This window comes from Oleiharenicola sp. Vm1, from assembly GCF_047777955.1.
Taxonomy (GTDB): domain Bacteria; phylum Verrucomicrobiota; class Verrucomicrobiia; order Opitutales; family Opitutaceae; genus Didemnitutus.
In genome coordinates this window covers 4,285,300-4,306,607 of the sequence record NZ_CP180537.1, presented here as the reverse complement: position 1 = coordinate 4,306,607, position 21,308 = coordinate 4,285,300, and the positions used below count along the sequence as shown (strand labels likewise).

The following is a 21,308-nucleotide window of genomic DNA, read 5'->3' as shown; positions in this document are numbered from 1 at the left end:
GAGATGGGCAGCCACACCGTGCCCGCCGGCGGCGAGTGGCAGCAGGCCGTCTCGATCATGGGTGACACCACCGTCGACGGCACCGTCCTCGACGCGGCGGTTTCGATCCACGGCGACACGACCGTGAACGGCACCGTCGGCGACGCGGCCGTCTCGATCCTCGGCACGACGCGAGTGAACGGAAAAGTCAAAGGCACGGTCGTGGCCGTGCTCGGCGACGTCATTCTCGGGCCCAACGCCGAGGTCGGCGACCAGGTCGTCTGCGTGCTCGGCCGCGTGATCCGCGAGCCCGGCTCCGTCATCCACGGCGGCGTCGAGCAGATCGGCGGCTTCGGTCCCTTCGGCGGCTTCGAGTGGCTGCGCGCCTGGGTGAGCAAGTGCCTGCTCTGGGGCCGCCCGCTCGGCTTCGGCGAACACCTCGGCTGGGCCTGGGGCGTCGCCGCCTGCTTCCTCGCCTTCTACGCGCTCCTCGCGCTGCTCTTCCCGAAGGGCATCGACCGCTGCGCCGAGACGCTGGAGCAACGCCCCGGCGGCACGCTCCTCGCCGCGCTGCTGGCCATGCTGCTCAGCCCGATCCTCATCGTGCTGCTCGCCATCACCGGCATCGGCGTCGTGGTCATCCCCTTTCTCGCCATGGCGCTGTTCTTCGCCGGGCTCTTCGGCAAGGCCACCGTGCTTGCCTGGCTCGGCCGGCGCTTCACCAAGCTCATCGGCGACGGCGCGTATTCGCACGCCTTCTTCACCGTGTTCATCGGCGGCGTCGTCACGATGCTGCTCTACACCATCCCGGTCGGCGGCTTCATCATCCGCGCCATCTTCGGCATCCTCGGCACCGGCGCCGTGATCTACACGATCGCCCTCTCGATGAAGAGCAGCCGCCCGCCCAAGCCCGCGCCGGTTGCCGCCGCGGCGGCGGTCGCCCCGAGCTTCGCCGCTCCCGCGGCGCCGGCGGCGACGACCTTCGGGGCGGCCACGCCGCCGATGCCCGCGCAAAGCGCCGGCTTCGGCGCCACCGCGACGCCCGTGGTCGAACCGCCCCCGGTCGCGCCGGCGCCGGAGCCCGTCCCGCCCGTCTACGGCGCCGCGGCCGTGCCGGCGTTCTCCGCCGCCACCCTGCCGCGCGCCGGATTCTGGATCCGCGTCGCGGCGGCGTTCCTCGACTTCATGATCATCGCCCTCACGCTCGGCGTGCTGAGCTTCATGAGCCGCGGTCCGGCCCCGCTCTTCGTCACGCTCGCGGCCTACAGCGCCGTGATGTGGAAGCTCAAGGGCACCACCATCGGCGGCGTCGTGTGCGGCCTGAAGGTCGTGCGCCTCGACGATCGCGAGATCGACTGGGGCGTGGCCGTGGTGCGCGCGCTCTCCGCCTTCCTCTCGTTCTTCTGCGCCGGCCTCGGTTTCATCTGGGTCGCATTCGACGACGAGAAGCAGAGCTGGCACGACAAGATCGCCGGCACGACCATCGTTCGCGTCCCGAAGGGCATCTCGCTGCTCTGAGCCACCGCCGTCCCGGTCCGCACCATGACCACGATCCTCACCTTCTTCGTCTGGTGCGTGCTCTTCATCCTCTGCTGGCCGCTGGCGCTGCTCGCGCTCGTCCTGGCGCCGCTCGTCTGGCTGGTCGCGCTGCCCTTCCGGCTGGCCGGCGCGGCGATCGGCGGGGTGCTGGCGCTGGTGAAGGCCCTGTTTTTCCTGCCCGCGCGGCTCCTGGGCGGCCGTCCGTGACTTAGAAGATTTCGGGGCTGACAGCGGCGCGCCGACCGCCGATAGCTAGGCGCCTCATGGCAAAACCACTCGTCGGCATCATCATGGGCAGCTCCTCCGACTGGGAGACGATGCAGCACGCTGCCGCGCAGCTCGAGGCGCTCGGCGTCCCCTTCGAGAAGCGCGTCGTCAGCGCGCATCGCACGCCGAAGCTCATGGTCAGCTACGCCGAGTCGGCCGAGCGCCGCGGCCTCAAGCTCATCATCGCCGGCGCGGGCGGCGCGGCGCACCTGCCGGGCATGACCGCCTCGCTCACGACGCTGCCGGTGCTCGGCGTGCCGGTGGAGTCGAAGGCGCTCCAGGGCCTCGATTCGCTCCTCTCCATCGCCCAGATGCCCGGCGGCGTGCCGGTGGCGACGTTCGCGATCGGCAAGGCCGGCGCGATCAACGCCGCGCTCTTCGCCGCCTCGCTGCTCGCGCAGTCGGACGCGAAGACGAAGCGCGCGTGGCAGGATTTTCGCACGGCGCAGACGAAGAAGGTGCTGAAAACGAAGCTGCCCTGAGCAAGACAAGCTGAGAGCCAAGAGCTCAGAGCCCAGAGCCGAACAGCGGGCTTGCGACTCTAGACTCTCAGCTCTGAGCTTTTGATATGCTTTCTCCCGGTTCCACCATCGGCGTCCTCGGCGGCGGCCAGCTCGGCCGGATGCTCGCGCACGCGGCGACGCGCCTCGGCTACCGCATCCACGTCTACGAGCCGCAGGCCAACTGCCCGGCCGGTGCCGTGGCGCACCAGGAGGTCAACGCGCCCTACGAGGACCTCGCCGCGCTGGCGGCCTTCGCGCGCGGGTGCGACGTCGTGACCTACGAGTTCGAGAACGTCCCCGCCGCGCCGTTGAAGCACATCGAGGCGCTCACCCAGCTGCGGCCGCACTGGAGCGTGCTCGAGACGACGCAGAACCGCTCGCGCGAGAAGCGCTGGCTGCGCGACCACGGCTTTCCGCACGCGCGCTTCGCCGAATTCGCCGCCGACGGCGATCTCGCCGCGGGCATCCGCGAAGTCGGCGTGCCGTGCGTGGTGAAGACCGCGGACTTCGGTTACGACGGCAAGGGCCAGCTGAAGGTCATGACCGAGGCCGACGTGCCCGCGGCGCTGAAGAAATTCGCCGGCCACCCGGTCGTGATCGAGCAGTTCGTCGACTTCGCCTGCGAGGTCTCCGCCGTCGTCGCCCGCTCGGCGAGCGCGGCGGTGCGGGTGTTCCCGATTGCCGAGAACATCCACACGAACCACATCCTGGATTTCTCGATCGTGCCGGCGCGCGTCCCGGCCGAGGTGCTGGCCAAGGCGGAGAAGCTCGCGCGGCTCGTCGCCGAGAAAATCGACCTCGTCGGCGTGCTCGGCGTGGAGTTCTTCGTCACGAAGTCCGGCGACGTCCTGATCAACGAGCTCGCCCCGCGCACGCACAACAGCGGCCACTACACCATCGACGCGTGCATGACCTCGCAGTTCGAGCAGCAGGTGCGCGCGATCTGCGGCCTGCCGCTCGGCGCGGTGACGCTGCTCTCGCCGGTCGTGATGGTGAACATCCTCGGCGATGCGTGGAAGTGGAGCGCGGACGGCAAGCTCGCCGGCGATCCGAACTGGGACGCGCTGCTGGCGCAGCCCAACGTCCGCCTGCACCTCTACGGCAAGGAGGAGCCGCGGATCGGCCGCAAGATGGGACACTTCACCGTCACGGCGCGCGACGCCGAGATGGCGTTCGAGCTGGCGCAGAAATACAAGGCGCGGCTCTGAACGCTGGCGCGGTCGCGCGGAGTCGCCTAATCCCGCCGCGAGAGTTGATCCTCCCCGTCCAAGGCGGGGTTCGGCGACCCCGCCCGCCAATGAGCGCGTGGCGCCCGCTCAGTTTTTCTTGGGGGCGACCGGCTTGTCGGGCGCGCCGTTGTCCATCACGTAGCGCCACGAGCCGTCGGGCTGGCGTTTCCAGATGGTGAGGAACCAGCCGGTGCGCGTGACTTCCTTGCCGTCGGGACCGGGCGCGTGCAGCTCGTAGCGGCCGTAGTTGTAGGCGAGCGTGCCGTCGTCGGAAACGTCGGTGAACGCGGCTGACCACGTGAGGGAGACGCCGGGCTTGTCCGGGCCCATGCGCTGGAGCACGGCGGCGGGGCCGCGGAACTGGCGCGGGTCGGTGTCGATGAAGGCGACGTCCGGGGCGGCGAAGTGCTGGAACGCGGCGAGGATGCCCTTTTCCTTCGCCATGCGGCAGAATTGGTCCTCCAGCGCGGCGACCTCTTGCTTGAGTTGTTGCTTGTCGACCGCCGCGGAGGCGAGCGAGGCGGTCACGAACAGGAGCAGGAGCGGGAGCAGTTTCTTCATGCGGAGAGCGTGGACGGGGGATGCGGCGCGGCGAGCGGGTTGCGACGCGGCGATGGCGGGGCGGGACGAAGCGTGCCGGCGGCGCGGTGATGTGCTCAGGCGGCGGGCATGACCAGGCCGCGGCACTCGCCGAGGCCGATGCGCCGGGCGCCGGGACGCTCGGCGTAGCCGCGCAGGATGACCTCGTCGCCGTCGGCGAGGAACTTGCGCTCCTCGCCGTTGGGCAGGCGCAGCGGGTCGGTGCCGCGCCAGGTGTATTCGAGGAGGCAGCCGCGCGAGTCGCGGGTCGGGCCGGAGACGGTGCCGCTGCCGAGCAGGTCGCCGGGGAGAGGTTGCAGCCGTTGCTGGCGTGGTGGGCGAGCATCTGGCCGAGCGTCCAATACATCTCGGTGAACTTGCCGCGCGAGATCCGGTGGGGCGTGTCGCCGGCGAGGCGCATCTTGGCGGTGAGCAGCCAGACCTCGAGCGTGAGGTCGAGGCCGCCGTGGGTGGCGTCGTAATGGTCGACGAGGTAGGGCAGCGGCGCGGGGTCGCTGGCCGGGCGCGCCATCGCGGGGACGCGGAACGGCGCGAGCGCCTCGAGCGTGACGACCCAGGGCGAGATCGTGCTGGCGAAATTCTTCGCGAGGAACGGCCCGAGCGGCTGGTATTCCCAGGTCTGGATGTCGCGCGCGGACCAGTCGTTGAGCAGCACGAGGCCGAAGAGCTGCTGCGGCGCGGCGGAGAGCGGCAGGCGCTCGCCGAGCGCGTTGCCCGGGCCGACGAAGGCGCCGATCTCGAGCTCGTAATCGAGGTTCCGGCACGGGCCGAAGACGGGCGCGGCGGCGTCGGCGGCCTTGAGCTGGCCGTGCGGGCGGCGGATGGCGGTGCCGCTGGCGACGATCGACGAGCCGCGGCCGTGGTAGCCGATGGGCACCCACTTGTAGTTCGGCAGGAGCGGATTGTCGGGCCGCAGCATCGAGCCGACGTTGGTGGCGTGGTGGATCGAGGCGTAGAAGTCGGAGTAGTCGCCGATTTGCGCGGGCAGCAGCAGCGTCGCGCTGCGCATCGGCACGAGGCAGGTCTCGACGCGCTGGCGCAGCTCCGCGAGCGGATTCGCGGCGTCGAGCAATTCGCTCAGGCGGGCGCGGAGCGCGGACCAGGCCGGCGCGCCGAGCGCCATGAGGGCGTTGAGGGTCGGCTGCTGGCAGGCGGCCAGGAGGTTTTCCGGCAGGAGGCCGGCGGCCGCGGCGGCGTGCAGGTCGACGATGCGGTCGCCGATGGCGGCGCCGAGGCGGCGCGTGGGATTGCCGCTGGTGCGGAAGACACCGTAGGGCAGGTTCTGCAGCGGGAAGTCCGCGTCAGGGAGATTGGCCGATTCCACCCAGCTGCGCCGGGCGGGGTCGTGGGTGAAGTTCAGGCTCATAACCAGCGAAGTTCCTGCAGGCCCTCGAGCGGCTCGGTGAACGAGCACGAGCCGAACGAGCGGCAGAGGGTGCGGCGGGTGGCGTCGAGTTGGGGGCGGTGAAACGGTGCCCGCGCCACGCGAGCGCGTCCGGCGCGGCGACGAAGTGGCGCGCGTCGCCGTCGTCGAGCAGCGCGAGCACGTCGGTGTCGGAGCCGCCGGTGTGGACGAGCGCGGCGGCGAGGAAGACATTGAGGAAGCCGAACATCCGGCCGCTCGGGCTGCCCGGCGCGTAGGTGAGCCGGTAGGCGCCGCGCAGCGGGTGGTGCAGGCCGGCGGTGGCCTTCATGACGACGCCGGCGCGGTGGCACGCGCGCAGGAAGCGCAACACGTCGGCGGGCGCGGGGAAGGACTCGGGCGTGATGCCGCCGGTGCGGAGCTTGGCGCCGCGGCGCGCGGCGCGGACGGCGGCGAGCAGGTCGGGCAGGCCGGGATGCGCGGCCGGGAGCTCGACCCAGACTTCGCTGGCGTCGGCAAAGGGCGCGGTGGAACGGGTGACTTCTTCCAGGTTGGTCGCCTTGTTCTCGATCGAGACGACGCACGCCTCCGGCTGGCGGGTGTGGAAGGCGGCGATCGCGGCAGCATCGGCGGCGGGATTGGAATCGGCGCCGGCGATCACGCTCAGCTGCCAGCCGGGGCGGGCGGCGGCGGGCAGGGCGGCGTGGGCGGCCTCGAATTCCGCGAGGCGCGCGAGCGGCACCACGAAGCGGCCGAGCATCGTGCGGTGGGGGCCGGCGAGGTAGGCGGCGTGGTTGCGGACGGCGTCGGCCATGGCGAGCTGCGCCGGCGGGAAAAGGCCGGCGTAGTCGACCACTGACCCGAGCAACGACGAGACCGCGGACATGCGCCGCCGACGCTTGAAGTGCGGCGCAGGCGAGTCAACCGGCGAGCGTTAGGGTTTTCGGCTCAGGGCTTGTCCTTCGCCGGCATCTCGACGACGCGCAGCGGTCCGGGTTGGGCGGAGGCGGTGGCGTCGCCGGCGAGGTAGCGGGCGAGGAAGGACTCGAGCTTGCGGTAGAAGGTCACGCGCGAGCTCTCGTTGGCGAAGCCGTGGCCCTCGTTGCCCTCGATGAGGATCTCGTAGGTCTTGCCGAACTGCTTCAGTTTCGGCTCGAGGCGCTTCCAGTTGTCGATCTGGACGCGTGGGTCGTTGAAGCCGTAGGCGTGGAGGGTGGGGATCTTGATGCGGTCGACGAAATTCACGGGGGAGCGCTCGAACTTGTAGTGCGGATCGTCGCCGACCCACTCGCGGTAGAACTCGTCGCTGGAGCGGTCGAAGCGGCCGCGGCCCCAGCTGGTGATGAGGCCGAGGTCGGAGACGCCGACGTAGTTGACCGCGCAGCGGTAGAGGTCGGGGGTGAAGGTGGCGCCGGCGAGCGCGGCGTAGCCGCCGTAGCTGGCGCCGTAGATGGCGACGCGGGCGGGGTCGGCGATCTTCTGTGCGACGGCCCACTTCACGCCGTCGGTGAGGTCGTCCTGCATTTTGCCGCCCCATTCGCGTTTGCCGGCTTCCTGGAATTTGAAGCCGTAGCCGCCGGAGCCGCGGTAGTTGATCTGGAGGACGGAGTAGCCGCGGTTGGCAAGGAACTGGACCTCGGGGTTGAAGCCCCAGCTGTCGCGGATGCCGAAGGGGCCGCCGTGGGGGTTGATGATGAGGGGGCGGGCCGGTCGGCGGCCCCGGCGGCGCGGGTGAGGTAGCCGTGGATGACGAGGCCGTCGCGGGCGGTGAACTGGACGGGCTCCATCGGCTGCATCTGCGCGGGCGAGAGATGGCGGTTGATCTTGCCGAGGGCCATCAGCCGCGGGGCGCGGCGGTCGAGCAGGTAGTAGGTGCCGGGGTCGCGGTCGCTGACGGCCACGATGACGAGAAGCTGTTCGTCGTCGCTGGTGCTGATGACGAAGTTGGTCGTGCCGGCGAGGGTGGCGTCGATCTGGGCCTGGAGCTTGGCGCGGTCGGCGTCGAACCAGTGGTAGCGCTCGCGGTCGGTCTCGTAGGTGACGCCGTAGAGCTTGGTGCGGTCGCGGGAGAAGACCAGGCCGGTGACGTCGCCCTCGGGGTGATGGAAGAGCGCGGGTCCGAGCTGGAGGGTGCGGCAGTCGAGGGCGTGGAGCTCGAGGGTGTCGGACTTGTCGCGGGTGAGGACGTAGAGGGTGTGGTTGTCGGCGGCGAAGCCCTCGAAGGTCCAGCGCGGGTCGGTGGAGGGGAATTCGGCGACCTTGGTCCAGCCGCTCTCGGCGTCGCGGCGGACCTCGTAAAGGACGCTCGGGCCGTCGTAGCGGGTGCGGGCGCGGATGACGCCGGCGCAGTCGACGACGTAGTCGGACGAGGCGATCTTGTTCTCGTTGATCGGGACGGTGCTGCGGGTGCCGTTGACGACGTCGAGCAGGTAGAGGTTGGGGTCGTAGCTGCCGATTTCCTTGGGACCGAAGATGAGCAGGTGGCGTTCGTCGAAGGGGAGCGGGCTGATGAGCGTCGCCCAGTTTGCCCGGTCGGCGTAGCGCTCGCGGTAGGATTCGGCGAGCGCGACGACGCGGCGCTTGCTCAGGGAGATGGAGCGGTAGGCGGGCGACTCGTTGCCGCCGATGTCGCCGGTGTAGACGATGTGGTCGGGGCCCTTCCAGAAGTAGCGGTCGATGTTTTCGTCCTTCGCCGCGACGAGCGGCTCGATCTTGCCCGTGGCGAGATCCATGAGTGCGATGCCGACCTTGCCGGTGCCGAGGGTGGTGAGGAAGGCGAGGTGCTTGCCGTCGGGCGCGAGCTGGACGGAGCGCAGATCGGGCTCGGCGAAGAATTGCTCGACCGGGATCAGCGGGGGCCGTTCGGCACTATGGAGCGTGAGGGTGAAAAGCAGGCTGCAGACAGCAGCCAGGCAGCGAGGGGCACGCAGCAGGTTCGTCATGTTGTCGAGTGTGTGTGCGGGGGAGTAAGCACGGTGCCCGGCGGAGCGGCAAGCCTGGGCGGTGGGGCATTCCCCGGGTTTAGCGTGAGTTGCAGAATCGGTTTGCTACGTTCCGGTGAAGTTGTTCTAACCACGCGCGAGATGCCAGCCGGGTCACCCGGTGGCGTCTCACCAACACAACACAACAACTGAACGAACTATGAACTCCTCCCCAAGGAAGTCCTTGGCGGCGTTCGCCCTGTTTATGGGCGGCGTTAGCCTGGCTACCCAAGGTTTGGCTCAAACGGCGGCGGCGTCCAACGCTGCGCCCGCGGATGACAAGGTCCTGAAGCTCGACAAGTTCGAGGTCACGGGTTCCTACATCCCCTTCGCCGGCACGCAGACCGCGCTGCCCGTCACGACGCTCGACACCAAGGCCATTGAGGCCACCGGCATCACGAGCAACGTGCTCGAAGTGCTGCGCAAGGCCGCCCCGCAATTCTCGGGTAACGGCAACCTCGGCAACTCGAACGCGAACATCTCGTCCGGTTCCACCGGCGGTGGTTCGCAGGTCGCGTTCCGCAACACGCAGACCCTCGTCCTCGTCAACGGCCGCCGCATGGCCTACGCCCCCATCCTGGCGTCGGGCGGCTTCCAATACGTCGACGTGAACCTCATCCCGATCGCCGCCATCCAGCGCATCGACATCCTGCAGGACGGCGCTTCGGCGACCTACGGCACGGACGCGGTCGCGGGCGTGGTCAACATCGTCCTGAAGAGCGACTACAAGGGGGCGGAGATCAACGCCCACTACGGCTTCAGCAGCAACACCGGCAAGTATGAGGAACGCTCGTTCTCGGTCGTCGGCGGCGCCGGCTCCGACAAGACGAACGTCACCTTCTCGGCCGAGTCGAGCCAGACCGACCCGATCTTCAACAAGGATCGCACGTTCTCGAACCCGAGCTACGGCACGCCCAGCTTCGGCGGCGTCGTCAACACCCGCACGATCCCGAACGTCTACTACGTGCTCAAGCCCGGCCTCAACGCGCCGCCGGCCGGTCACACCGACCTCGCCACCCTCGTCGCCCAGGGCATCTACATCCAGGTCAACTCCTCGAACCTGATCAGCGGTCTCGGCAATGAACAGCAATACGCGTTCAACCTGTCGGAATACGTCACGATGATCCTGCAGAACAAGCGCAACAGCGCGACGCTGAACTTCGATCACAAGGTGAACGACGACGTGACGTTCTTCGGCGACATGCTCTACACGCAGACGAACACCTTCTCGCAGCTGAACGCCCAGCCGATCTCGGCGGTGGTCGCGGCGACCAGCCCGTCGAATCCGACGAACCAGACGATGCTCGTCCGCAACCGCTTCGTCGATCACCCCCGCCAATACTACTACGATACCACGACCATTCGCGGCATCCTCGGCGCCAAGGGCAAGATCGGCGACAAGCTCACGTGGGAGACCGCGGCGAACAAGAACATCGTCGACCAGAACTACACCAACAATGGCGTCGTGAACGCGGTCAACCGCGCCGCCGCCGTCGACAGCGGTCTCATCAACCTCGCCGCCCGCCAGCAGGCGGCCGGCGCCGTCGATGCCTCCGGCATCTTCGGCACCGCGCTCGGCAAGGCCACCTCCACCCTCACGACCTACGACGCTCGCGTCGCGGGCGAGCTCTTCGAGCTCCCCGGCGGCCCGGTCGGCTTCGCCGTGGGTGGCGAATACCGCACCGAGACCCTCAAGCAGACGTCCGACGTCTACTCGCAGACGGCCACCTTCGGCTGGGAGTCGGCCACGACCCTCGATCCGTTCAACTCGAGCCGCACGGTTTCCTCGATGTTCGCGGAAGCCCGCGTTCCGATCGTCGGTGCGAACCAGAACATCCCTGGCATCCACTCCCTCGAGCTCGACACCGCGGTCCGCTATGAGAAATACAGCGACACCGACGACCCGACCGTGCCGAAGTTCTCCCTCAGCTGGCGCCCGATGAACGAGGAACTCCTCATCCGCGCCACCTACTCGAAGTCCTTCTCCGCTCCGACGCTCTTCAACCTGTTCGGCCCGGGCGGCATCGGCTTCACCGATTCGCTCTCGCTCGACAAGTTCGGCGGCGGCTCCATCACCGGTCAGGCCAACGCCCGCAGCGGCGCGAACCCGAACCTCAAGCCCTCGCGCTCGAAGAACTACACCTTCGGCTTCGTCTGGTCGCCCAAGGCGATCAAGGGCCTCTCCGTCACGGTTGACTACTTCGACATCAAGCAGGTCGACCTGATCTCGACCATCGGTGCCGCGACGATCCTCCAGGACGTCGAGCTCAACGGCTCCGCCTCGCCCTATGCCCGCTTCGTGCAGATCGGCAGCTTCGGCGGCACCGCCATCTCGGCCAAGGGCCAGATCGGCAACAGCGCGATCGACGACATCTACGTCACCGACACGCTGGTCAACATCGCCAGCCAGAAGCTCAAGGGCGTCGACTTCAAGCTCGACTACAACTACCAGCACGACCAGTGGGGCCGCTTCGACGCGCAGGTGTCGGTCGGCTACTACAGCTCCTACTCGGTGCAGTCCCTCCCCGGCACCGATCCGTTCGAGACGGTTGGCCTGGCTTCGAACACCAACGGCACCATCCCGCGCTGGCAGAGCTACAGCTCGCTCGCGTGGAGCCGCGGTCACTGGCGCGCCAACCTCGGTTGGCAGCACATCCCCGGCGTGACGGACGTCAACGGCGACGGCAGCGATCGCTACCCGATCGACGTGAAGTCCTACGACGCGTTCGACATCTCGGCCAGCTACACCTTCGGCTCCGAGTGGAAGCTGCTCAACGGCCTCACCGCCCGCGCTGGCGTGAACAACGTGTTCAACAAGATGCCCCCGATTGCCGGCGGCACCTTCACGGACTCGAATGCGGACATCGGCACCTACAACCCGATCGGCCGCCTGTTCTTCGTCGAAGCCAAATACGCGTTCTAAGCGACGCTTAGTCTCCTGATCTTCAGCGGCCGGGCTTACGCCCGGCCGCTTTGTTTTGGGCAGATCTTGTAGGGTTACGCCTTACACTTGTCTTTGAATATGCGTGATTTGTCGTGGAAAATACGTGTTTTGACTTGCCTCAGGTAGCACTCACCGGATTGCTCCCAGCCACACCCTAGCTGGCACGAGCGCACCTCGTGGTCGGCTCTAACACAACTGCAACACAACCGAACGAACTATGAACGCACGTTCCGCATGGAATATGCGGTCGGCGCTGGCGCTGCTTCTGAGCGCTAGCCTGATCCCCGTCGCGGTGGCCCAGACCGGCTCCGCTTCCTCCGAAAAAGACAAGCAGGACGAACCCCTGAAACTCGACAAGTTCGTCGTCACCGGCTCCCTCATCCCGGTGGCCGCCGACACCCCGGCCATTCCGATCACGGTCCTGACGGCCACGGACATCGAGAAGTCCGGCGTCAACACCGACCTCCTCCAGGTGCTCAAGAAGACCCAGCCGTATTTCTACGGCGCGAACAACCTGGGTTCGGACAACGGCAACATCTCCTCCGGCTCCACGAACGGTGGCTCCGCGGTCGCCCTGCGCAACCGCGCCACCCTCGTGCTCATCAACGGCCGCCGCGCGGCTGTCTCCCCGGTCCTCGCGTCCGGTGGCGGCAACTTCGTCGACGTCAGCCTCATCCCCGTCGCCGCGGTCGAGCGCATCGAGATCCTCTCCGACGGCGCCTCGGCGACCTACGGTTCCGATGCGGTGTCGGGCGTCGTCAACGTCATCCTCAAGACCAACTACAACGGCGTTGAGGTCGGCGGCACCTACGGCTGGGCCCCGGGCAACACGAACTGGGCCACGCGCAGCTACTACGCGGTCGCGGGCGCCAGCTCCGGCAAGACCAACGTCACCCTCTCGACCGAGTGGAAGCTCAGCGATCCGCTCATCCAGAAGGACCGCGAGTGGGCCAAGGGCCAGTTCCGCACGCCGTCGTTCGCCGGCTCGGTCAACATCGGCAATGACTTCTATTACCTGAAGCCCGGCCTGAATGCCCCGGCGCAGAACCTCGACCTCTCGCTCGCGGACATCGTTGCGCAGGGCATCTATTCCGGCCCGCTCACGCAGGACCAGGTCGCACAGAACTTCGACCTCGCCGAGAAGCCCACGATGCTGCTCAAGGCCGAGCGCCGCAGCTTCACCGCCGCGGTCGACCACCAGCTCAACGACTCCGCCCGCATCTTTGGTGACTTCATCTACACCATCACTGAGACCGAGTCCGTGCTGAACGCCCAGCCCGTGTCCGGCAACGTTGCCGCGTCCAACCCGAACAACCCGTTCGCCGTCACCGTCACCGCCCGCAACCGCTTCGTGAACTTCCCCCGCATCTACAAGGCGGAGTCCACCAGCGTCCGCGGCGTCGTCGGCGTCAAGGGCAGCATCTCCGGCAGCTCCTGGACCTACGAGGCTGCCGGCACCTTCAACCGCACGATCCAGCACTTCCGTAACAAGAACCTGATCGACGCGGTCAAATACACCGACCTCACCAACAGCGGCGCCTACAATCCGTTCGCCCGCGTCCAGGCTCCCGGTGTCGTCGAGTCCATGCTCGGCACCAGCTTCCGCGACTACGTCTCCGAGCTCAACGGCTTCGACGTTCGCGTCAGCGGCGAGCTCATGAACCTCCCCGCAGGCCCGCTCGCGGCGGGCTTCGGCGCCGAAACGCGCTGGGAGCACCTCAAGTTCGACAACGACCGCTACGACCAGACCGGCCAGTGGCTCCAGGCCACCCCGCGCCAGCCGTTCTCGGCGCGCTCGAACACCGATGGCTTCTTCGCCGAAGTCCGCGCCCCGATCTTCGACAAGAACAACGCACTCCCCGGCCTCCACTACCTCGAGATCTCGGCCGCCATGCGCAAGGACATCTACAGCAAGACGTCCGACCCGACCGTGCCGAAATACACCATCCGCTGGCTGCCGTTCAACGACGAGCTCGCCATCCGCGCCACCTACTCGGAGTCCTTCTCGGCTCCGACCCTGTATGACCTCCTCGGGCCCGTGTCCGTCGGCTTCACCTCGTCGATCAACATCGCGCGCTACGACACGTCGGGCAATGCGCTCAACGTCAACACCGGCTCCCGCCAGTATCGCTCGCAGTCCGGCTCGAACCCGAAGCTGAATCCCTCCGAGTCCCGCAACTGGACCGCCGGCGTCGTCTGGTCGCCCAAGAAGTTCAAGGGCCTCGAGCTCTCCGCCGACTGGTTCAACATCGATGAGCGCGACCTGATCTCCACGATCTCGTCCTCCCTCATCGTCAGCTCCGTCGAGCGCCTCGGCACCGCCTCGCCCTACGCCTCGCTCGTCCGCCTCGGCGCCTCGCTCAACGGCGAGACGCACTTCGCCGACGGCGCCGCCGTCACCACCCCTGGCCAGATGTCCAACCGCCCGTCCGACGAAGTCTGGATCACCAACCAGCTCGTCAACGTCGCCGGCGTCTGGCAGGACGGCATGGACGTGAGCGCCAGCTACACCTGGGACAGCAAGACCCTGGGCGTCTTCCGCGCCCAGGTGAACGGCACCTACATCCGCAGCTACGTCATCCAGTCCCTCCCGACCTCGGCGCCGTTCAACTACGCCGACAGCTTCTCGGGCACCAGCGTGTATCCGCGTTACCGCACGTTCACGCGCCTGTCCTGGAACTACAAGGACATCGACGTCGGCCTGTCCCACACCTGGATCCCGAGCGTCGACGACGTCGCCAACGCCACCGAATACGCGATCAGCTCCTACCAGACGATCGACCTTCAGGTCGGCTACGACTTCAAGGGCTGGGGCAACAAGTGGCTCCAGGGCCTCCGCCTCACCGCGGGCGTGAACAACGTCTTCAACAAGGAGCCGCCCTACGCCGCTTCCGAAGGCAACCAGAGCCACGACATCAACACCTACGACCCGATCGGCCGCTTCGTCTACTTCGCCGCGAAATACAAGTTCTGAGCGAACGACGAACCCTTCGGTTCACCTTTCAGCCGGGCCCGCGGGGGCCCGGCTTTTTTCCATCCGCCTCACCCGAAAAACGTGCCCGCATCCGACCTCGCGCTGCTGCGCACGTGACACCCGATCGGCTCGCCCGCCCCGCCGCGGCGCCGGTCCGCCCGCTCCCCGATCGCCATGAAGCTGTCCGGTTTACGCCTGCTCCGGCTCGTCGCCGGTTTGACCCTGCTCGCCTCGCTCGCGCCCGCCCTCGGTGCCCGCGAGCTGCTCCCCGTCGAGACCTTCTTCGACGACAACTCCATCCGCCAGATGGCGCTCTCGCCCGACGGCAACAAGATCGCGATGATCGCGCCCAACAACGGCCGCTACTCCATCGCGCTCCTCGACACCACCAACGGCAAGACGAGCGTCGTCGTCCACTTCAGCGACGAGAACATCCGCAGCGTCTTCTGGAAGGGCAACGACCGCCTCCTCTTCACCTCCAACGTCGAGGGCCACGAGGTGCCGCTCCTCGCCTCGACCGACCTCCAGGGCAAGACCGTGAAGCGCATCCTCGAATCGCGCCGCCGCCGCGACGACTTCTCGCTCTTCTTCGGCTCGCTTGAGGACACCTTCCCGAAGAGCGACGATCACATCCTCATCCTGGGCTACACCTCCGAGTCGGAGCCCTCGCGCATCGCCCCCTCGGTGCCGCGCAACACCACCCCCAACATTTACCAGGTCAACGTCGAGACCGCCAAGCGCCTCCAGCTCACCGTGCTCGAGCGCGGCAGCAGCGATCATTTCTTCGATGGCGAGGGCAATCTCCGCCTCGCCTCCTTCTACGAGGGCTCGAAGCGGTTCCTCCGCTCGCGCACCGCCAACGGCCAGCCGTGGCACACCCTGCGCGAACTCGACCCGCTCGCGCCCGCGCTCAAGGTCGAGGCACTCAGCCTAGACGGCAAGACCGCCTACGTCATTTCCTACGCCGAGCACGACCGCGGCGTGCTCCGGGAGATGGATCCCGAGACCGGCGCGCTCGGCCGCGTGCTCTTCGACCCGCCGGCGGGCGAGATCCAGGACCTCCTCTTCTCCCGCGATCGATCCCGGCTCGTCGCGGTGCGCTGGGAGGATGCCAAGGAGCACATCCACTGGTTCGACGAGAAATGGCGCGCCCTGCAGGCCGGCCTCGAGCAGGGATTCAAGGGCTACGAGGTGGCGATCACCTCCGTCTCCCTCGACGAGAAGCGCTTCCTGTTCCGGGTCCATTCCGACCGCACGCCCGGGCTCTACTATCTGGGCGACCTGCGCGGGAAGGGCCTCCAGGTGCAGCCGCTTTCCGCCGTCCGCCCGGCGATCAAGGCCGACCAGATGCGCCCGATGGAGATCGTGAATTACACCGCGCGCGACGGCCTGCCGATCCAGGGTTACCTCACCCGCCCGGCCGGCTCCGACGGCAAGCGCGTGCCGCTCATCGTGCTGCCGCACGGCGGCCCCTGGGCGCGGGATTCCTGGGGCTACAACGGCCAGGTGCAGTTCCTCGCCAGCCGCGGCTACGCCGTCCTGCAGATGAATTTTCGCAGCTCCAGCGGCTACGGTCGCGCCTTCATGGACGCCGGCGATCGCGAGTGGGGTGCGAAGATGCAGGACGACATCACCGACGGCGTGAAATGGGCCGTCGATCAGGGCATCGCGGATCCCGCGCGCATCGGCATCATGGGCGGCAGTTACGGCGGCTACGCCACGCTCGCCGGCGTCACCACCACGCCCGAACTCTACCAGTTCGGCATCAACATCGTCGGCGTCGCCGACTTGAAATACATCACGCGCTACGACGTCCGCACCAACCCGATCTCCCGCGCCGCCTACGTGAAGATGGTGGGCGAGGGCGACGAGTTCCTGCGCTCGCGCTCGCCGGTCAACTTCATCGCCAACGTCCGTGTCCCCACCTTCCACGCCTACGGCCGCAACGACCCGCGCGTCGAGATCGAGCAGTGGCAGGAGCTCGAGGCGCAGCTCAAGAAGCACGGCAAGCCCTACGAGATCCTTCTCGAGGAGAGCGAGGGCCACGGCTTCGAAAAGGCCGAGGCCGCGATCAAGCTCTACAAGGCCATCGACGCCTTCCTCGCCCGGCACCTGCCCGCCGACGGGCGCAAGGCCGAGGCGAAGCCGGGCGACGTCCGCGTGGTCGAGATGCCCGCCAAGCCGGGCGCGTGAGCGTCCCTCGCGTCAAAAACAAAGCCCCGGAATCCTCCGGGGCTTTTTCATGCGCGCGGGTGCGCTCAGTCGCGCTTCTTCGCCAGCAGCTGCTCGAGTTTCACGATGTCGGCGGAGAACTGGCGGATGCCCTCCGCGGTCTTCTCCGTCGCCATCGCGTCCTCGTTGAGTGCGAAGCGGAAGCTCTTCTCGTCGAAGCTCACCTTCGCGAGCGTCGCGGCCCGCGCCGCGGCCGGGTCGAGCTTGCGCCCGACGGGCGCCTGGCTCTGCGCGAGCTCGCCGAGCAGCTGCGGGCTGATCGTGAGCAGGTCGCAGCCGGCGAGCTCCGTGATCTCGCCCGTGTTGCGGAACGACGCGCCCATGACCTCCGTCTTGTAGCCGAATTTCTTGTAGTAGGTGTAGATCTCGGTGACCGACTTCACGCCCGGGTCCTCGGCGGGCGTATAGTCCTTGCCCGTGGATTTCTTATACCAGTCGAGGATGCGGCCGACGAAGGGCGAGATCAGCTGCACCTTCGCCTCCGCGCACGCCACGGCTTGGGCAAACGAGAAAAGCAGCGTCAGGTTGCAGCGGATGCCGTCCTTCTCCAGCTGCTCGGCGGCCTTGATGCCTTCCCACGTCGAGGCGATCTTGATCAGGATGCGCTCGCGGCCGATGCCGGCCTTCTCGTAGCGCGCGATGATGTCGCGCGCCTTGGCGATCGTGCCGGCGGTGTCGAACGACAGCCGCGCGTCGACCTCGGTCGAGACGCGGCCCGGGACGATCTTCAGGATCTCGCGGCCGAACAGCACCAGCAGGCCGTCGATCACGGCACCGAGGTCGGCGCCGGCGGGGGCGTCCTTCACGGCCTGGTCGACGATCCACGCGTAGTCGGGCATCGCCGCCGCCTTCAGGATCAGGCTCGGGTTCGTCGTCGCGTCGCGCGGGGCGAACTGCTTCATGCTGGCGAAATCGCCGGTGTCGGCGACGACGACGGTGAACTGCTTCAGTTGGTCGAGCTGGCTCGTGGAGGACATGAGGCGGTCACTTTAGAAACTGGGGATGGGCCCGCAAATAGTTCCTCATCCATAAAATCCCGCCTTCCTCGTCATAGAATGCCCCATCGAGCTGCGACTCGAACGCAGCCTCGAGCGCGGGACTGAAATTCGGGCCGGGCTTCATGCCCAGCGCGATCAGGTGCCGCCCGAGGACGATCGGCTGCGGGGCGCGATCCGCGATCGCGAGCCGCGTCGCCGCATCGCGCAGCTCATGGATGCGCCGCAGCGCCTCCTCCGACACCAGCGGCGGACGGCCGAGGTGGTCCGCGGTCATCACGACGATGAGGTCGTCCATCGTCGCCGGCGCGATCTTGCGCGCGAGGCGGCGCACGGTCGTGTCGCGAAAGTGCGTCTGGCCGTGGTGATGGGCCAGGTGGTTCACCACCAGGGGCCGCACGAACTCGATCAGGTCGTGCGGCGCGCCGATGCGCTGGAGGAAGCTCTCCGTCAGCGGCGCGCCGGCCGCCTCGTGGCCCGGGCTGACCCAGCGCAGGCGCTGCCGCCGCTCGGCCTGATGCGTCGTGGTGGCCTTGCCGAAGTCGTGCGCGAGCACCGCGAAGGAGAGCATGCGCCGCGCGTGGGCGTCGCCGTCGCGCCACGCCGCGAGTGTCACCAGCGCGTCGAGGCAGTGCGCGGTGTGCACGAAGGCGTCGCCCTCGGGATGCCACTCGGGCTCCTGCGGCAGGCCGTCGAGACCCGCGATCTCGGGGAAGAATTTCAGCCAGCCGCTCTCCTTCAGCGCGAACAGGCCGCGCGACGGCTTCACGGCCTTCGTGGCCCACTTGTCCCACTCGCCCCACACGCGTTCGATCGGGAGCTCGTGATAAGTCGTGGCGATCGAGCGGCACAGGGCGGCCGTCTCCGGCGCGAGCGTCAGCTCGAAGCGCGCGGCGAACTGGAACGCCCGCAGCACGCGCAGCGGGTCCTCGACGAACGCCGTGCTGGTGTGCCGCAGCACGCGCGCCCGCAGGTCGCGTTCGCCGCCGTGCGGGTCGATCACGCGCTGCTCGAGCGGGTCGTAGGCGATGGCGTTGAGGGTGAAATCGCGCCGCGCCGCCGCCTCGGCCTCGGTGAGACCGGGCTCGGGCGCGACGGCGAAGCCGCGGTGGCCCGCGCCGGTCTTCGATTCGCGCCGGGGCAGGGAGAAGTCGTATTCCACACCCGCCAGCCGCACCTTGAGCACGCCGAAACTGCGGCCGACCAGATCGGTCGGGCCGAACGGCGCCAGCGCCCGCTGCAGGCGCTCGTAGTCGAGGCCGAAGACCTCGATGTCGAAGTCCTTCGGCTCGAGCCCGAGCAGCCAGTCGCGCACGCAGCCGCCCACGAGCCGGGGCCGCCCGCCCGCGGAGCGGAGGGCCTGGAGCGCGGAAAGAAGAGGCGGAGGCAATTGCATGTGGCCGACGCGGCCCAGCGTGGCCCGAAAGGGGCGGGGCGCAAGGCTTGCCCGTGGCAGCACGACGGTGCCCGCGCCGTGTCCGATGCGCGCGTCCGACGCGTCCGCTCCGGTGGAGGAAACGCGGACGATGCGGGCGCGCGGGCGGCGTCCGCGATCAGCCCGCGCCGCGGGCCGCGCGCGTCACGCGACGGGTTGGCGCCACGCGTGCCAGGCGAGGCAGCCCCAGCCGAGCAGGAAAGCGAGGCCGCCGAGCGGCGTGACCGGGCCGAGAAACTTCGGCCCGCCGAGCGCGAGCCAGTAGAGCGAACCGGAAAACAGCGCCACGCCGAGGGTCCAGAGCGCCGCGACGCGACCGCTGGGACCGGCATGCGCGTCGCGCCAGCCCGCGAGGGCCAGCAAGGCGACGGCGTGGACGAGCTGGTAGAGCACCGCGGTCTTCCACGTCTCGACGGAGCCGTGGGCTTCGAGCGTGGCTTTCAGGCCGTGGGCGCCGAAGGCGCCGAGCGCGACGCCGAGGAAACCGAGCACGGCCGCGGCGAGCGTGATGAGGCGAGTGGGACCGGTCATGGAAAAACGAGTGTGTCGACAACGCGGCGAAAACCAACCTTCCTTTGCCCGTGCGCCGCGTCCTTGCCTTGCTCCTCTGCCTGCTCGCCGCGCGCGTCGGCGCCGCCGACGGCGAATGGGTGCGCAGCGTGGATGCCACGGTCGAATCGAAGTTCGTGCGCCGCGGCATCGAGCGCGCGGGGGCCTCGGTGCGGCCGGGGGCCTGGCTGACCGATGAGGCGTGGAGCTTCGGCGCGTGGGTGAATCTGCCGCTCGCGCAGGGCCGCTGGCGCGAACTGGGCGTGAGCGCCGGCTACACGCATACCTTCGAGCGCGGCGCCGCGGTGGGGATCCGGATCGCGCATTACCACCTCGGCGATGCCTATGACGGCCATCCCGCGCACACCGGCGAGGTGACGGCGTCGGTGGCGCTGCCCCTCGGCCCCGGCCGCGCGACGGCGAGCTTCACGCGCGACGTGAATCGTCGCGCCGACATCGGCGAACTGAGCTACGCGGGGGACTACGCGCTGAAGGCGTGGGGCGCTTTCCTCCACTACCGGATCTACGGCGGCTCGGTGGAGGCGGACGACGCGCTGCCGCAGCTCCCGGGGGCGCGGGTGGAGGACGCCTACACCTATCACGGCCTCGACCTGACGCTGCCCTATCGCATCGGCGGCCAGACGGTGCTGACGGCGGGAGGGCACTATGCCGGCACGAACGGCGCCCGCCGCTTTTGGTCGCCCAACGAGGCCTCCCCGGGGGGCAGGATTTGGTTCAGTCTTGCCGCAAGCTACGAATTTTGAGCGCTTAGCCCCGGAAACCGGCCCGTTTGGGCCCGCGCCGAAAATGTGAAAGCTTGGGTGTTGACAGGGTAGGGCGGAATCTTTCCCTTGGGCCTCTTTCCGCAATGAAAACCTATCTGGCCAAAAAAGAGACAGTCCAGCCCAAGTGGTATCTGATCGATGCCGAGGGGCAGGTTCTTGGCCGTCTCGCAGTCAAAGTCGCCAACATCATCCGTGGTCGCAACAAGGCCACCTACACTCCGCACGTCGATACCGGCGACTTCGTCATCGTCATCAACGCGAGCAAAATTGCCCTCACCGGCAAGAAGGAAGAAGTGACCGAGTATATGTCGTTCTCCGGCTACGTCGGCGGCGAGAAATACCGCAAGCTCACCGAAGTCCGCGCCAAGAAGCCGGAATTCATCATCATGCAGGCCGTGAAGGGCATGCTCCCGAAGAACTACATCGCGCGCAAGATGCTCACCAAGCTCCGCGTGTTCCCGGGCGCCGAGCACCCGCACGCCGCGCAGAACCCCATCAAGCTTTGATCTGATCCATGAGCGCTGACTCCACCGTTTTCATCGGCACCGGCCGTCGCAAGACCTCGACCGCCCGCGTTCGCCTCGTCGCCGGCTCCGGCAAGCTCTCGGCCAACGGCCGCGACTTCGACGCCTATTTCAAGCACGACAACTTCGCCCGCCGCGCCGCCGGTCCCCTCACGACCGCCGACGTGAAGGACAAGTTCGACGTCGTGGCCAACGTGCAGGGTGGCGGCATCAGCAGCCAGGCCGGCGCGGTGTCGCACGGCATCGCCCGCGCGCTGCTCAAGTTCAACTCCGAGCTCCGCGTCACGCTCAAGAAGGCCGGTCATCTCACCCGTGACCCGCGCGAAAAAGAGCGCAAGAAGCCCGGCCAGCCGGGCGCCCGCAAGCGCTTCCAGTTCTCGAAGCGCTAATCGCTGGCCGAAGCAGGTTT

General features: G+C 68.1%; 16 protein-coding genes and 1 pseudogene. 10 read left to right on the top strand and 7 right to left on the bottom strand.

Annotation, left to right across the window (positions count from 1 at the left end):
* The first annotated feature begins 3 nt into the window (after positions 1–3).
* From ACMYLB_RS20610 to ACMYLB_RS20595, 4 genes are all read left to right on the top strand, one after another.
* A complete protein-coding gene (locus ACMYLB_RS20610; protein ID WP_415908820.1) occupies positions 4–1,497 on the top strand; it encodes an RDD family protein in 1,494 nt (497 codons plus the stop codon).
* A gap of 24 nt (positions 1,498–1,521) precedes the next feature.
* Positions 1,522–1,725: a hypothetical protein gene (locus ACMYLB_RS20605; protein ID WP_415908819.1), complete on the top strand. Its 204-nt coding sequence runs from the start codon at positions 1,522–1,524 to the stop codon at positions 1,723–1,725.
* Between the two features lie 56 nt (positions 1,726–1,781).
* Complete coding sequence (gene purE, locus ACMYLB_RS20600) at positions 1,782–2,267, top strand: 5-(carboxyamino)imidazole ribonucleotide mutase (protein ID WP_415908818.1); 486 nt, start codon at positions 1,782–1,784, stop codon at positions 2,265–2,267.
* Between the two features lie 86 nt (positions 2,268–2,353).
* Positions 2,354–3,496: a 5-(carboxyamino)imidazole ribonucleotide synthase gene (locus ACMYLB_RS20595; protein WP_415908817.1), complete on the top strand. Its 1,143-nt coding sequence runs from the start codon at positions 2,354–2,356 to the stop codon at positions 3,494–3,496.
* 108 nt (positions 3,497–3,604) lie between these two features.
* Here ACMYLB_RS20595 and ACMYLB_RS20590 read toward each other — a convergent pair whose 3' ends face one another.
* From ACMYLB_RS20590 to ACMYLB_RS20575, 4 genes and pseudogenes are all read right to left on the bottom strand, one after another.
* A complete protein-coding gene (locus ACMYLB_RS20590) occupies positions 3,605–4,078 on the bottom strand; it encodes a YybH family protein (protein ID WP_415908816.1) in 474 nt (157 codons plus the stop codon).
* 95 nt (positions 4,079–4,173) lie between these two features.
* Positions 4,174–5,483: pseudogene (gene fahA, locus ACMYLB_RS20585) on the bottom strand (fumarylacetoacetase).
* The gene (locus ACMYLB_RS20580) at positions 5,419–6,366 is read right to left on the bottom strand and encodes a hypothetical protein (protein WP_415908815.1); all 948 of its coding nucleotides are present in this window, start codon (positions 6,364–6,366) and stop codon (positions 5,419–5,421) included. The pseudogene fahA and the gene ACMYLB_RS20580 overlap by 65 nt, the downstream one beginning before the upstream one ends.
* 62 nt (positions 6,367–6,428) lie before the next feature.
* Positions 6,429–7,145: a S9 family peptidase gene (locus ACMYLB_RS20575; RefSeq protein WP_415911123.1), complete on the bottom strand. Its 717-nt coding sequence runs from the start codon at positions 7,143–7,145 to the stop codon at positions 6,429–6,431.
* A gap of 1,551 nt (positions 7,146–8,696) precedes the next feature.
* On the opposite strand from ACMYLB_RS20575, the gene ACMYLB_RS20570 reads away from it, so the two are divergent.
* The 3 genes from ACMYLB_RS20570 to ACMYLB_RS20560 all read left to right on the top strand — a co-directional run bounded on the left by ACMYLB_RS20570 (position 8,697) and on the right by ACMYLB_RS20560 (position 16,572).
* The gene (locus ACMYLB_RS20570) at positions 8,697–11,384 is read left to right on the top strand and encodes a TonB-dependent receptor (RefSeq protein WP_415908814.1); all 2,688 of its coding nucleotides are present in this window, start codon (positions 8,697–8,699) and stop codon (positions 11,382–11,384) included.
* Between the two features lie 238 nt (positions 11,385–11,622).
* Positions 11,623–14,379, top strand: a complete 2,757-nt coding sequence (locus ACMYLB_RS20565; protein WP_415908813.1) for a TonB-dependent receptor domain-containing protein — start codon at positions 11,623–11,625, stop codon at positions 14,377–14,379.
* A gap of 174 nt (positions 14,380–14,553) precedes the next feature.
* Positions 14,554–16,572 (top strand): prolyl oligopeptidase family serine peptidase, encoded by a 2,019-nt coding sequence (locus tag ACMYLB_RS20560; RefSeq protein ID WP_415908812.1) that lies wholly within the window; start codon positions 14,554–14,556, stop codon positions 16,570–16,572.
* A 65-nt stretch (positions 16,573–16,637) separates the two neighbouring features.
* On the opposite strand, the gene tal is transcribed toward ACMYLB_RS20560, so the two are convergent.
* The 3 genes from tal to ACMYLB_RS20545 form a co-directional block, all read right to left on the bottom strand.
* Positions 16,638–17,588: a transaldolase gene (tal, locus tag ACMYLB_RS20555; RefSeq protein WP_415908811.1), complete on the bottom strand. Its 951-nt coding sequence runs from the start codon at positions 17,586–17,588 to the stop codon at positions 16,638–16,640.
* A gap of 7 nt (positions 17,589–17,595) precedes the next feature.
* Positions 17,596–19,002, bottom strand: coding sequence for a CCA tRNA nucleotidyltransferase (locus ACMYLB_RS20550; protein WP_415908810.1), 1,407 nt, complete (start codon positions 19,000–19,002; stop codon positions 17,596–17,598).
* A gap of 183 nt (positions 19,003–19,185) precedes the next feature.
* Positions 19,186–19,572 carry a DUF423 domain-containing protein gene (locus ACMYLB_RS20545; protein ID WP_415908809.1) on the bottom strand — a complete coding sequence of 129 codons (387 nt, stop codon included), beginning with the start codon at positions 19,570–19,572 and terminating at the stop codon, positions 19,186–19,188.
* A gap of 50 nt (positions 19,573–19,622) precedes the next feature.
* Between ACMYLB_RS20545 and ACMYLB_RS20540 the strand changes: the two genes are divergently transcribed.
* The 3 genes from ACMYLB_RS20540 (at position 19,623) to rpsI (ending at position 21,288) form a co-directional block, all read left to right on the top strand.
* Positions 19,623–20,354 (top strand): hypothetical protein, encoded by a 732-nt coding sequence (locus tag ACMYLB_RS20540; RefSeq protein ID WP_415908808.1) that lies wholly within the window; start codon positions 19,623–19,625, stop codon positions 20,352–20,354.
* A gap of 104 nt (positions 20,355–20,458) precedes the next feature.
* Positions 20,459–20,881, top strand: a complete 423-nt coding sequence (gene rplM, locus ACMYLB_RS20535; protein ID WP_415908807.1) for a 50S ribosomal protein L13 — start codon at positions 20,459–20,461, stop codon at positions 20,879–20,881.
* Between the two features lie 8 nt (positions 20,882–20,889).
* Complete coding sequence (rpsI, locus tag ACMYLB_RS20530; protein ID WP_415908806.1) at positions 20,890–21,288, top strand: 30S ribosomal protein S9; 399 nt, start codon at positions 20,890–20,892, stop codon at positions 21,286–21,288.
* Positions 21,289–21,308: the final 20 nt, after the last annotated feature.

Excerpts from the sequence above, each read along its gene's own strand:
- ACMYLB_RS20565 (WP_415908813.1), top strand. The coding sequence starts at position 11,623 with ATGAACGCACGTTCCGCATGGAATATGCGGTCGGCGCTGGCGCTGCTT.
- ACMYLB_RS20550 (WP_415908810.1), bottom strand. The coding sequence starts at position 19,002 with ATGCAATTGCCTCCGCCTCTTCTTTCCGCGCTCCAGGCCCTCCGCTCC.
- rplM (WP_415908807.1), top strand. The coding sequence starts at position 20,459 with ATGAAAACCTATCTGGCCAAAAAAGAGACAGTCCAGCCCAAGTGGTAT.
- tal (WP_415908811.1), bottom strand. The coding sequence starts at position 17,588 with ATGTCCTCCACGAGCCAGCTCGACCAACTGAAGCAGTTCACCGTCGTC.
- purE (WP_415908818.1), top strand. The coding sequence starts at position 1,782 with ATGGCAAAACCACTCGTCGGCATCATCATGGGCAGCTCCTCCGACTGG.
- ACMYLB_RS20545 (WP_415908809.1), bottom strand. The coding sequence starts at position 19,572 with ATGACCGGTCCCACTCGCCTCATCACGCTCGCCGCGGCCGTGCTCGGT.
- rpsI (WP_415908806.1), top strand. The coding sequence starts at position 20,890 with ATGAGCGCTGACTCCACCGTTTTCATCGGCACCGGCCGTCGCAAGACC.
- ACMYLB_RS20610 (WP_415908820.1), top strand. The coding sequence starts at position 4 with ATGGGCAGCCACACCGTGCCCGCCGGCGGCGAGTGGCAGCAGGCCGTC.
- ACMYLB_RS20590 (WP_415908816.1), bottom strand. The coding sequence starts at position 4,078 with ATGAAGAAACTGCTCCCGCTCCTGCTCCTGTTCGTGACCGCCTCGCTC.
- ACMYLB_RS20605 (WP_415908819.1), top strand. The coding sequence starts at position 1,522 with ATGACCACGATCCTCACCTTCTTCGTCTGGTGCGTGCTCTTCATCCTC.
- ACMYLB_RS20595 (WP_415908817.1), top strand. The coding sequence starts at position 2,354 with ATGCTTTCTCCCGGTTCCACCATCGGCGTCCTCGGCGGCGGCCAGCTC.
- ACMYLB_RS20580 (WP_415908815.1), bottom strand. The coding sequence starts at position 6,366 with ATGTCCGCGGTCTCGTCGTTGCTCGGGTCAGTGGTCGACTACGCCGGC.
- ACMYLB_RS20560 (WP_415908812.1), top strand. The coding sequence starts at position 14,554 with ATGAAGCTGTCCGGTTTACGCCTGCTCCGGCTCGTCGCCGGTTTGACC.